This window comes from Arcicella lustrica (genome assembly GCF_034930985.1).
In the GTDB taxonomy this organism is placed as follows: domain Bacteria; phylum Bacteroidota; class Bacteroidia; order Cytophagales; family Spirosomataceae; genus Arcicella; species Arcicella lustrica.
Map to the genome: position 1 here is coordinate 1 of NZ_JAYGIM010000015.1, position 13,433 is coordinate 13,433.

The following is a 13,433-nucleotide window of genomic DNA, read 5'->3' on the forward strand; positions in this document are numbered from 1 at the left end:
GCTTCTTGCTTAAAAGTCTCAAAATCAAATGTGTCAGGAGTGTCCATAAAATTGTGTCTAAGTAAAAGTAAACCTTTTTAAGTTCTAAATCAGATTGACACAGTTTAATGAAAAGTCCCATGAAAAGTGTCATCGGAGACATCATTTGTGATTCCAATGAGATGAAAAGTGTCATCGAAGACATAATTTGTGATTCCGAAGAGATAAAAAGCGTCATCGAAGACATAATTTGTGATTCCGAAGAGATATAAAGTGTCATCGGAGACCTATTTTGTGATTCCGAAGAGATGTAAAGCGTCATCGAAGACTTAATTTGTGATTCCGAAGAGATGAAAAGTGTCATCGAAGAGATATTTTGTGATTCGGGATCTTAAATGATTATTTCCACAAAAAAGGCTTCCTGTTTTGAACAAGAAGCCTTTTTTGTGGGGAAATACTATTAAATTATCTTATAAAAATAACCATTTTTTATAAAGTACTTGTTGTTCTGGGCTTTGATTTGCCAAAGGCTCAATCACGAAATTTTTGGTAGGATTTCTCAGAATAGTAATCGGATATGTTTTTTCTAAACCATCTCGTTTTACTTTAACTATTAATACATCTCCAATTTTCTTGTTGCTTACTGCTTTCAGAACATCCTCATTTTTAGTAACAGCTTGTCCGTCGATTTGTAAAATATCATCATTTACATTCAAACCGTTAATATAAGCAGGTGAATCTTTGATTACACCCGTGATTTTTAAATTAGTAGTTTTGCTTAATTCTGCACCCAAGAAAGGCTCGTTTTTATCTGCATTTTTATCCACTAAATTCATTCCAACTGCTTCTAAATAAGTATTATATGGAATTGTTTCTGTTCCGAAAATATATTTTTGGAAGAAATCATTCATACTTTTTCCAGCAATTGTTTCCACTGTTTTCTGGAATTCTTCATCCGTAAAACCTCTACCTTGTTTTTTGTAATATTCATTGTACAAAGCTCTCATTACGTCATCGAGGTTTTTTCCACCTTTTGTCGATTGTAAAATAATAAGGTTCAATACTCCGCCTAGCACAGCACCTTTGTCATAATAGGAAACGGTACTATTCTTTGAATTTTCGTTCGGGCGATAATATTTTATCCAAGCATCCCAGCTAGATTCTGTTACAGATTGTGTTTTATTTCCTGGTTGATTTTCAATCGTGTTAATTTCAGACGCATAAGTATTAATATAATCTTCTACACTTTGAATATTCGCTCTGCGCAAAATATAACTTTGGTAAAAACTTGTACAACCTTCCGAGAACCACAACATGTGGGTATAGTTTTCGTTCTCGTAATCGAACGGACCAAGTGCTTTTGGACGAATACGTTTTACATTCCATAAGTGGAAATATTCGTGAGCCACTAAGCTTAATAAACTTTGGTAACGTCTTGGGTCAGCATAACTACTTCTTGAAGTTTGGCAAGTAGTTGAGTTTAAGTGTTCTAAGCCACCACCACCCGCAGCTAAATTATGAATCAAGAAAGTATAATCTTTACATGGATGTTCGCCCACTACTGACAAAGCAGCTTCGCATACTTTTTTGAAATCAGCGGTTACTTTGGCATCATCAAATTTTGCTTCGCCATACATCGCAATTTTATGAGGAATTCCATTCAAATCAAATGATAATACTTTCTGCGTACCAATTTCGATAGGAGAATCAATCAAAATATCAAGGTTTTCAGCTTGATAAGTAAAAGTACCAATGTTTTTTAAGCCCGTAGAAACGGTAGTCCAACCTTGATAAGGCTTGATTGTAAGAGTTGAAGGAACTTGTTTCCAAGCATTAGCGTATAAGAATACACTTGCTGGATTCAAATAACCATGAGAATCATCTAAGAAAGATGTTCTAACAGATAACTCATAAGCATATACTTTATAGGAAATATTTACTTCATTCGTGTTTTTATCAATTTGAACTCGCCAAGTATTTTTATTGATTTTATCTGATTTTAAAGGATTTGTTTTGTTAGAAGCCTTTACACTTTCAACATTTTTGGCATATTCACGAACAAGGTAAGAGCCGGGCGTCCAAACAGCCATTTTGAAATCAACATAACCTTGAGTTTTTGTTTTGATGTCAAGATTAGATACTTTCAGGTTTACATCAAAGTAATGCGTTTGAGGTTGTTCCATTGAAAGTGTGTACTCAATTTTAGGCTGACTTATGGGGTTCTGTGCCCTCAGAAATTGGCAAATGAGTAGAAATACGGCTAATATTGATTTTTTTTTCATAATTTAATGTTTGTTATGAACGTTTTAAAATTAAATAATACTTTGCTGTGAAAAATGCTTGGTGTCTTTCTAAATTTGCGTTCCAATTCAGAATAAGCAAGCATTAAAGACTTTTCACAAATGTCAAAAGTAACAATCCATAGCTTGTTTAACAAATTATTTTCTATCTAAAAATAATCACATTTACATTTTTTGATAGATTAAACACCCTAAAAATCATCTCTAATGAAAAGATTAACTTCGTTAGTAATCTCAACACTTCTTACTTCAACAATTGCTTTCCAGACAACAACTTTGGCACAAAGCACTTTAAGTTATTCAGATATTTCTGTGCATTTTAGAAATGGACAAGAACATTTTGAATCGAAGAATTATGAAGCCTGTAGAGCAGAACTAGCACAATACCTCGAAGCAGACAGAACCTTTTTGGAAAAAGAAGATGCCAACAAAGTATGGGCAGAATATTATTTAGTGAAATGCAGTTTGTATTTGAATTATTCTGATACAGAATTATTGGCCAGCAGATTTGTTAGAAATTATCCTGAACATCCGATTGCGGCAACACTTTTTACTGAGATTGGTAATTACTTTTATGATCAAGGAGATTATGCACGTGCAGTAGATTATTTATCGAAAAGTCCGAAATCAAATGAAGAAGCACAATATCGTTTAGGAATTTCACATTTCACGCTTCAAAATTACAGAGAAGCATTAAATATTTTTAGTGCTATTAAAGGCGGACAAGGGGCTTATGCTTCCTCAGCTTCTTACTATTCAGGAATTATCAATTTCCGTGATAAAAAATATGAAGAAGCCATTTTTGATTTTAAACAAGCAGAACTTTCTACGGCATATTTCTCAGAAATTCCAAGTTGGTTAGCCCATAGTTATTACCGTCAAGGAAAATATACTGAAATGTTGGCCTATACTGAGCCTTTATTAAGAGAGAAAAATTCAGGAAAGAAATTAGACGATGTAGCTTTATTAAGTGCAGAAGTATATTTTCAACAAGCTAATTACGTAAAAGCTGAAAATTATTACACCATTTATAAAAACTATAAGTCGCAAGGAATGCCACCAACGATTGCCTATCGTTATGGTTATAGTTTGTATAAAACAGACCAATTTGCGCTTGCCAGTGAACAATTAAAAAATGTAGCAGCCAAAGGAGATACTTTAGGACAGTACGCTGCTTATATTTTAGGCATTAGTTATTTGAAAGCCAATAATCCAAATTATGCTTTAGGGGCATTTGACCAAGCTAGAAAAACAAGTTTCAATAAAACGGTTACTGAGGATGCAGATTTCAATTATGCCAAAGTATTATTGGATTTGCAAAGAGGAGCGGAGTCAATCAAATCTTTTGAAGGTTTTCTGGCAAAGTATCCAAATTCAAAATATGAAGACGAAGCCAATGAATTGGTGAGCGAAGCTTATTTATATTCAAATAATTATCAAGCCGCTTTAGCTTATATTGAAGGATTAAGAAAACGTACTCCAAGAACAAATGGAGCTTATCAAAGAATTTCATTCAACCAAGCAGTGAAATTTTACAACGATGAGCGTTATGTTGATGCACTTCCTTATTTTGAGAAATCTTTATTAACACCAGAAAGTGCTGAAACTAAATACTCAGCTATTTTCTGGAAAGCAGAAGCTTTATCAGCAGAGAAACGTTATGCTGAAGCAATTCCTTTATATCAATTGCTTATTGGAACTTCAGACCCATCTGTAAGTACTTTGGCTGAATTACAAGGAAAAAGTAGATATTCTTTAGCTTATTGCTATTACAATAATAAAGAATATGATAAAGCGAATCGAATTTTCAAAGAGTATGCTGATTTAATGAAATCCTCTGGTGATTCTCAGTCATTTCAAGATGCTTTGGTGCGTTTAGGAGATACTTATTTTGCTTCTAAAAATTACGACCAAGCGATTTCTTATTATGACCAAGCCATTGCTGGTAATCGTTCTGACCGTGATTATGCTACTTTCCAAAAAGGTTTGGTTTTAGCATTGAAAGGAAATGAAGCGGGTGCAAAAGCTGCTTTCCAAAAAGTACAATCAGATTTTCCTCAATCACTTTATTTTGATAATGCGCTTTATCAAGAAGCAAATCTTGAATTTGTAGCGGGTAGATACATTCCTGCTATTACAAGATTCACGCAATTGATTAATAATAAACCGCAAAGTAGATTGATTCCTAATGCTTTATTGAAAAGAGCTGCGGCTTTCTCGAATACAGCGAATCATGAAGCGGCGATTTTAGATTATAAAAATATTTTGAAGAATTTCCCAACGCTTCCACAAAGTAAAGATGCTTTAACTGGCGTTCAAGAAGCATTGAATGAAGTAGGTCGCCCAGATGATTTTTCAATGATTTTAATGGAATATCAAAGAACTAATCCAACGGATAATTCGGTCGTTGGTTTAGAATACGAAACAGCGAAACGTCTTTTTTATGCTGATAAGTTCGATAAAGCCATTCCTGCTTTAACAGAATACATTCGTAAAAATCCAACAAGTGTTGAATCGTATGAAGCGAAATATTTGATTGCTGAATCTTACAATAAGTTAAATGACAAAAACCAAGCATTGAATTATTATTACCAAGTAATTGCTGATAATAAATATAAATCAGTCAATAAAGCCTTGGTAAAAGCAGCAGAAATTGAATATAATGCAAACAATTTTAATAGAGCCATTACGAATTACAAAAACATTTTAAGATTAGTTGCTGATAAAAAAGACCAACAATCAGCTTTAATTGGTTTGATGGAATCGTATTATAAAATATCAAGAACAGATTCTACTATTTATTATGCCAATGAAGTAGCCAATACTCCTGATTTAGTATTAGGTGCAAAAAGTAAAGCTAAACTTTACACAGGTAAAATTTATTTGGATAGAAACGATTATGTAAAGGCTACAGATTTCTTCAATCAAACAATTGCGATTGCCAAAGATAATTATGGTGCTGAAGCACAGTATTTAATTGCGAGAATTCTTTACACTCAAAGAAAGTACAAAGAGTCGTCTGAAATGATTATCAGTAAATTCAGAAATGATTTTGCTGATGCTTCTGATAACATTGTTGGAAAAGCTTATTTATTACTTTCTGATGATTTTGTAGGTTTGGATAATATCGTTCAGGCTCGTGCTACTTTAAACTCTATTATTGAAAATCTTCCAGATCAAGAAATCGTCACTGAAGCAAAAGCAAAATTAAAAGCTATCGAAAGAAGATAAGTAATAAAGATGAATTATGAGAGATTAATTAAGAATATAAAATATTGATATTCATTTATTTAATTCATATAAAAGCATCGTTTATTTTTCATTGACTACATAGTATTCAAACAGACAGAATTGATTAGGTCATTAAAACCTTTCTTAAAATGCAAAATAGCTCATTCAATACCATATATACACGAGTTCCTCTTTTAATCATGGCACTAGGTTTTTCATTAAAAATGAATGCTCAGAAAAAAGAAGGAGAAGTAAAAACAGATGAAATTGAAGTTTGGAAAGAAGCAAAAGTAAATTTGCCACAAGCCAACAGAATTTTCGAAAAGATTTCAACGGCAAAAATTGATAATAGTAAAAAGCCAATTCGATATGAATTTACTGAAAGAAGATTGCCTGTAGAAACACCAGAATTTAGTCCAGTTGTTACAATGCCTGACAAAGGGAGTACTAAGGAAGACGAAAATGCTGAAAAATATAATAATATCATCAGAGCAGGTTTCGGTAATTATGGACATACTTTTTTAGAAGGACACGCAGGGATTTCTACTGGAGAAGATAATTATCATGGCATTTATATAAAACATAATGCTTTCAGATTAGGTCCGATTGGTGCAAACTATTCTGGTCAATCTCAAAATTTAATTAAAGTACATAGCCGTACTTCATTAAGTGCTATAAAATTAGCAGGTTCATTAGGGTGGGAAAGGAGAGGTTTTGATTTTTATGCTTATAGTCAGAGCAATTTTAATTTCCCAGAATCTCAAATTTTTAATTCTTGGAATAAATTTAATTTCACAGGAGCAATCAGTAATAATAAAAAAGATGCGAAAGTAGATTATGTCCTTAATTCAAATCTATCTTATTTATTCACTCATCTTAAAGCTAATGAATTAGTTTGGAATGCAAGTTTGAAAGGCGTTTATCCATTAACAGAAGAATTATCAGCTTTGATGGAGGGTAATATTGTAATAGCACAGCGTCAAGATTCGCTTACTTTATATCGAAATCTATACAAGCTAAAACCAACTTTCCAATACAAGAATGATTTGTTTTCGATTTCAGCTGGTTTAAATATTATTAATGACCGAGAAAAAAATACTTTCAATCGCAGTTATTTATATCCTGTTGTTAAGCTTGATGTTCAACCTTTGGAAGGTGTAAAAGTATTTGCTGGTTATGAAGGAGATGTTTATGCGAATAATCTTACATCTTTATTAACAGAAAATCAATGGCTTGGTAGATTTACTCAATTAAGAAATACAAGAAAAACGGCTGATTATTTTGTTGGAGGAAAAGCTACTTTATCTAATGGACTTTCGGTAGAAGCCAAAGTAAGTTATGCTCGTTACAAAGATTTCTATGTATTTAATAGTAATTCAACTGATAGTACTCGTTTTGATGTGATGTATTCAAATGATACAACGATTGTAAAAGTAACTACTTTCTCAGGTCAGGCAAGTTATCAAATTCAAGATATTTGGAAATCAAATTTCAAATTTGACGTAAATGTTTATAGTGGTTTAGGTAATCTTGAGGGCGCATGGCATCGTCCGGCTTTCAATGCAATTTGGACGAATACCTTTACTGTTAAAAACAAATTGTTGTTAGCATCTGATTTTTATATGATGACTGGATTGAAAGGTAAAAATTACGTAACAGACCGTGAAGTGAAACTTAAATCAATTATCGACTTAAATTTCAAAGCTACTTATTTACTTTCAGATCATTTGAATTTGTTTATTTCTGTGAATAATATATTGAATAAAAGCTATCAGCGTTACTTATATTATCCTACACAAGGGGTGAATTTTCTTGGTGGTCTGTCATATTCTTTCTAAATTCGTAAATAGAACATAAAAACAATTATTTGAATTATTTTAAAATTTATGACAACGGTACAAAATCATATTAGAGAATTACTCTTTGAACAAGATTGTGTTGTAATCCCAGATTTCGGTGGATTCGTTACCAATTTTGATTGTGCTAAGGTTGATAAATCTGAAGAATACATCAAGCCTGCTCAAAAATGGTTGGCATTCAATGGTTTATTGAAAAATGATGATGGTTTGTTGAGTAACTATATTGCCAAGAATGAGGGAATTAGTAGAGATGAAGCAAACCTGAGAATTAAATCTTTTGTAGAAACAGCTAAAAAAGGAATACGTTTTGATCAGCGTTTTGATATTAGTGGAGTAGGTACTTTTACTGAAAATGAAGAAGGTAAAATTCAATTCAATCCTTCTGAGAACAGTAATTTTCTTGGTGAAAGCTTCGGATTAGAAAAAATTGTAATAAAAAAATCTACTTTTATTAAACCAATTATTCAAGTAGAAAAAATCAATACTAAGGTTTCTCAGAAAACTGTTCAACAAGTTTTTGCAAGTAATGACCGTGAAACTTCTGCTGAAGAAGTTAAGTTGGTTGGCAAGAGTAAAATTCGAAATAATCGTAGAAGAGGAACAGCAGTATTGAAATTTTTATTAGGAATGTTTTCAGCGGCTTTATTTGTTTCAGCTATTTATTTATACGATAATGAGAAAAACAGCTTAAGCTCATTCAATCCTTTTCATTTTTCTCAAAAACAAGCTCAGGAAGCCTACGCAGAACCGATTGAAAAAGTAATTCCTAAAGCTGAGCCAATTAAGGTAGCTACAGTATTAATTAAAAAAGATACTTTAGTGAACATTGTAAAGCCGATAATAAATGATGATGAGAATCGTTTTTTTGTAATAACAGGTAGCTTTGGTGAAAGAGAGAATGCTGAAAATCAATTATATGTTTTAAAAAGTAAAGGTTTTTCAAAAGCTTCAATTTTAAAACCTAGTAAAAGAGGTAGATTAATAAAGGTTTCAGCAGGTGGTTTTACAGACGAACAAAGTGCTAATGAGGAAGCTGTAAAAGTTGCCAAAGCAATCAATCAAAATGCCTGGATTTTTAAAAAGTAAATTCTGTGAATCTATAAAAATTAATTACAATGAACTCCTATCATCTCGAACAAGAAGAAAGTAAGAATAGGCAAAGAGCGCTAATTATTACTATTGTCGTCAATGCCATAATGTTCTACTTGTTTTGGTACATTACAGTATGGACAGGCGAGGAGAATAAAAAAGAAGAATTAGCAGGTGGTGGCGGTTTTGTACTAAATTTTGGAACAGATAAATCTGGAAGTGGTAATGTTTATACTAGAAACAAGGCCAGTGATTTAAAAGAAGCAAACGAATCTAAAGCTGCTCCTGTAGAAAAGGTAATTACTAAGCCAGCTGTAGTTGCTCCAGAAGTAGAAAAAATAAAAAAAGTTGTAAAATCACTAAAGGAAGCGCCACTTGTAAGTAGTAAACTTAGCAGTCCAGTTAAAGTAAAAGAGAGTTTAAATACTAAAGTTGATAAAAAGATTCTATCAGCAAAACCAACTGAAGTCAAGCCAACTCCAACTCCTGCTAAACCCGTTGAAAAAATTAATAACTCAGCTTTATTACCAACAAAAAAAGGTACTTCAGCTTCAAATGGAACAACAGGCTCTGATTCAAGAGCAGGTGGAGCTTCAGATGGAAATACTAGTGGAAAAGGTAATCAAGGCCAACCAAATGGACAAATAGTTCAAGGAGGTGAATATTCTAAAAGACCGCTAGGAGATGGAAATGGTGGAACAGGAGGGAACGCTGGTGGTGGAAGTTCATTAAGTTTAACTGGTTGGACTTGGTTTAGCAAACCAGTTGTTGATGATGACTCAAACGATACTGGAATTATCCGATTTAAAATCAAAGTTGATTCAGATGGAGACGTAGTAGATATTAGTGTTTTAGAAAGTACGGTAAGCCCAACAGTGATGCAGAAGTACAAAAAGACAGTTCAGAGAACAAAATTTAGACCAACGAGCGATGGAGATAGGCCTGAGTACTCATCAGGAACAGTAACATTTAAGTTGAGTCCAAGATAATTAATTCAAAAGTGTAAGTCGAAAGATTTACACTTTTTTTCTTTTAAGGCAGTTCATCAATTATCTTTGTTTATCATTCAATAAAGATAAATAATCTGGATGCTTATCCAGTTTGGATTACTTCCGATTTTTGAAAAAATGACTTATCAAGAAACAATCAATTATTTATATCAGCAATTACCAGTATTTCATCGAATTGGTAAAAAAGCTTTCAAGGCAAATCTTCATAATACACTTGCTATTTGTAATCATTTAGGAAATCCTCAGGAAAAATTTAAGTCTATTCACATTGCCGGAACCAACGGAAAAGGAAGTACTTCTCATTTTTTAGCAGCTATTTTACAATCAGCGGGATATAAAACTGGATTATATACTTCGCCACATTTAAAATCCTTTACTGAACGAATTCGTATTAATGGACAGTCAATTCCTGAAGAAGAGGTTATTTCTTATGTTGCTGATAATCAGGTTTTTTTAGAAGATTTAAAGCCTTCTTTTTTTGAAATGAGTGTAGGTATGGCTTTTGAATATTTTGCTAAACAGCAGGTAGATATTGCCGTAATTGAAGTTGGTTTGGGTGGACGATTAGACTCTACTAATGTCATTAATCCAGAATTATCAGTTATTACTAATATTAGTTTTGATCATACCGATATTTTGGGTGATACTCTTCCTCAAATTGCAGGAGAAAAAGCTGGAATTATCAAAAAAAATACACCAGTTGTTATCAGTGAATTTCAAAAAGAAACAAAGGATGTCTTTTTATTAAAAGCTCAAGAAGAAAATGCTAAAATTTATTTTGCAGAAGAAGATTTTGAAATCAAATCTTCTGTGAATAATGGTACTTCTTTGGAATTAGAAATTTCAAAGAAAAGAACTGGAACAATAAAAACATTGGTTTCTCAACTCACAGGAAGCTATCAATTAAAAAACATTCTTGGAGTATTGAAATCGGTAGAAATCTTAAATGAACAAGGCTTTAATATTTCAGAAGAAGCTGTTTATCAAGGAATTGAAAAAGTTGTATCAATTACTGGCTTAAAAGGTCGTTGGCAAGTTTTGTCAGAAAAACCGTTGATGATTTGTGATACAGCACATAATTTAAGTGGAATTACTGAGATTTTATCAAGCATTGCTAAGGTTAAATATCATCAGCTTTGGATGATATTAGGATTTGTTTCGGATAAGGATATTGATGGAATTCTAACAATGCTTCCTAAAGAAGCAAATTATATTTTTTGTCAAGCAAATGTTCCTAGAGCCTTAGAAGCAAAATTGTTGCAAGAAAAAGCAGAAAGTTACGCATTAAAAGGAGAGGTTATTGAAGAAGTTAATAAGGCAATTGCTTTTGTAAAAGGTAAATGTTCTGACGACGATTTGATTTATGTTGGCGGAAGTACTTTTGTAGTAGCGGATATTGACGAATTATAAAAAAGTAAAATATTGAATATTAAATGGGAAGACAGAAGGCAATAAGATTTGAAAGTAATATTACTCAAGAAAATGTAATACAAGAAGGAAAACCTCTTTATGAAAAAGTAAAAGGTTTGTGGAATAAAGAAGTTTTTAAAAATTCAAATCCAATTGTTCTTGAATTAGGTTGTGGAAAAGGAGAATATACTGTGGGACTCGCAAAATTATTTCCAGATAAAAATTTTATAGGAATAGATATTAAGGGGGATAGAATCGCAGTTGGAAGTATAAAGGCTACTGAGGCAAATTTATATAATGTTGCTTTTCTTAGGACGAAAGTACATGAATTAGAATCATTTTTTAATGAAAATGAAGTCGCTGAGATTTGGATAACTTTTCCTGATCCGCAAGTATTACAGAGTGGCGAAAGGAGAAGGCTTACAAATCCTCGTTTTTTGGAGATTTATGCTAAAATTTTAGTTGCTGGAGGCTGTTTACATTTAAAAACTGACTCTGAATCTTTCTTTAAATACTCTGTATCAATGCTTCAAAACTTTGGAGTAAAAGAATTAACTAAAACTGAAGACCTTTATAATTCTGATTTGAATGTAAGGCATTATAATATTAAAACCAGATTTGAGGAAATATTTACTGCTAAAGGCTTTAATATAAACTATTTATATTGTTATTTCTCATAAACAACGTTAGTTAAAACTTCGCAAATAAAAAAGGTGACTCTATGAATAGAATCACCTTTTTTATTTGCGAAACAGCAGATTAAATTATTTAATCAATTGAGCGAAATAGTTTACTGTACGTACTAATTGAGAAACGTAAGACATTTCGTTATCATACCAAGATACAGTTCTAACGATTTGAGAATCACCTACATTTTGTACTTTAGTTTGTGTTGCATCAAATAATGAACCGAAAGAAGTACCAATTACATCGCTACTTACAATTTCATCTTCAGTATAACCAAAGCTTTCGTTTGCAGCAGCTTTCATAGCCTCATTAATTTCGCTTGCAGTAACTTTTTTAGCTAAAATTACAGTAAGCTCAGTTAATGAACCTGTAATAGTTGGAACTCTTTGTGCTGAACCATCTAATTTACCTTTCAATGAAGGAAGTACTAAACCAATTGCTTTTGCAGCACCAGTAGAGTTTGGAACGATGTTTTCAGCAGCAGCTCTAGCTCTTCTTAAATCACCTTTTGGATGTGGAGCATCTAAAGTATTTTGGTCATTTGTATAAGCATGAACAGTTGTCATTAAACCGTTTACAATACCAAATTGTTCTTCTAATACTTTTGCCATTGGAGCTAAACAGTTCGTTGTACAAGAAGCACCACTAATTACTGTTTCAGAACCATCTAAAATATCGTGATTTACGTTAAATACAATTGTTTTTGCATCTCCAGTAGCAGGAGCAGAGATTACTACTTTTTTAGCACCAGCAGTGATATGAGCAGAAGCTTTTTCTTTGTCAGTAAAGAATCCTGTACATTCTAATACAACATCAACTTCATGTTTACCCCAAGGAATAAGTGCTGGATCTCTTTGTGCGTAAATTGTTACTTCTTCGCCATTAACAGTAATTGTGTTATCAGTAGAAGTAACTTCTGCATTGAAACGTCCTTGAGCTGAGTCATATTTTAACAAATGAGCTAATACTTTAGGACTAGTTAGATCATTGATTGCTACGATGTCAATGCCTTCCATGTTATAAATTTGACGATAGACTAAGCGTCCTATGCGTCCGAAACCGTTGATTGCAACTTTTACCTTTGCCATTTTAAATAAGGGATAATGATTAAATCTACAGTACAAAAGTAGAGTTTTAAGAATAATAATACAAGTCTTTTTAATTTATAATAGGAGTAAATTGTTTAGCAATTAATGTTAATAAATTTAGTAAAACATTCTAGAGTGTTTGTAAATTACTAAAAATAATAGTTTGTTTAACTCTGTTTACTAAAGATAATTTCGCTCAATCTCTCACTTTTATACTCTCTCGTAATTACATTAAAGCTAGAAAAATAAACATTTGACCAGCAAAATCAAGAGAGGTTCAATTCTTCATTGGCATCTAAAAATCAATGAAGAATCTGCTTCAGATACCTTTAAATCAATAAATAATAAAAGGGTAGGGCAGACTTCTTATTTAAAGTATTAAAAACTTTAATAATCATAAAATGGTTACATTTTTGTTCTTTGGATGATGTAATTCAAATACCATTTGAAGAAATTATAAAATTAGCTATTGCAGTATAAAAATAAACCGAGTACTTCTTTGTGACAAAATGTCATAAAATAAAGCAATAATACCACCAAATAATATTTTGACACCTATTCCTAAACGTAAACATTCAAAACACAAAGAAATGATAATCAATAATTTAAATGGTATAGTCTAAAGTTTAAGATAATGTTCGATAAAAAAGGACTAACTTTTATAATACATTATCTAATCGGATAAATAACCTATTTATTCACTCTAATCTGTAGAAACCTTCTGACTTTGTATAAAAACAGTTTATCTTTGCACACTAATTATAAGTAACGATATTCAAA

At 32.0% G+C, this 13,433-nt stretch carries 9 protein-coding genes; 6 read left to right on the forward strand and 3 right to left on the reverse strand.

Annotated features, from left to right (window positions below):
• A partial coding sequence (locus VB798_RS18585) for a hypothetical protein (RefSeq protein WP_323261092.1) occupies nt 1-343 on the reverse strand: 343 nt, incomplete at its 3' end.
• A gap of 106 nt (nt 344-449) precedes the next feature.
• Entirely contained in the window at nt 450-2,261 is a 1,812-nt protein-coding gene (locus VB798_RS18590) for a M61 family metallopeptidase (protein WP_323261094.1), read from the reverse strand.
• A 225-nt stretch (nt 2,262-2,486) separates the two neighbouring features.
• Between VB798_RS18590 and VB798_RS18595 the strand changes: the two genes are divergently transcribed.
• The 6 genes from VB798_RS18595 to trmB all read left to right on the forward strand — a co-directional run bounded on the left by VB798_RS18595 (nt 2,487) and on the right by trmB (nt 11,558).
• Entirely contained in the window at nt 2,487-5,510 is a 3,024-nt protein-coding gene (locus tag VB798_RS18595; protein WP_323261096.1) for a tetratricopeptide repeat protein, read from the forward strand.
• A gap of 149 nt (nt 5,511-5,659) precedes the next feature.
• Complete coding sequence (locus tag VB798_RS18600; protein ID WP_323261098.1) at nt 5,660-7,348, forward strand: TonB-dependent receptor; 1,689 nt, start codon at nt 5,660-5,662, stop codon at nt 7,346-7,348.
• A 48-nt stretch (nt 7,349-7,396) separates the two neighbouring features.
• Nucleotides 7,397-8,455, forward strand: a complete 1,059-nt coding sequence (locus VB798_RS18605) for an HU domain-containing protein (protein WP_323261100.1) — start codon at nt 7,397-7,399, stop codon at nt 8,453-8,455.
• Between the two features lie 29 nt (nt 8,456-8,484).
• Nucleotides 8,485-9,447: an energy transducer TonB gene (locus VB798_RS18610; RefSeq protein WP_323261103.1), complete on the forward strand. Its 963-nt coding sequence runs from the start codon at nt 8,485-8,487 to the stop codon at nt 9,445-9,447.
• 138 nt (nt 9,448-9,585) lie between these two features.
• Nucleotides 9,586-10,878, forward strand: a complete 1,293-nt coding sequence (locus VB798_RS18615; protein ID WP_323261104.1) for a bifunctional folylpolyglutamate synthase/dihydrofolate synthase — start codon at nt 9,586-9,588, stop codon at nt 10,876-10,878.
• Between the two features lie 23 nt (nt 10,879-10,901).
• The gene (trmB, locus tag VB798_RS18620) at nt 10,902-11,558 is read left to right on the forward strand and encodes a tRNA (guanosine(46)-N7)-methyltransferase TrmB (RefSeq protein WP_323261106.1); all 657 of its coding nucleotides are present in this window, start codon (nt 10,902-10,904) and stop codon (nt 11,556-11,558) included.
• Between the two features lie 84 nt (nt 11,559-11,642).
• Here trmB and gap read toward each other — a convergent pair whose 3' ends face one another.
• Entirely contained in the window at nt 11,643-12,653 is a 1,011-nt protein-coding gene (gene gap, locus VB798_RS18625; RefSeq protein WP_323261108.1) for a type I glyceraldehyde-3-phosphate dehydrogenase, read from the reverse strand.
• Nucleotides 12,654-13,433 lie beyond the last annotated feature (780 nt).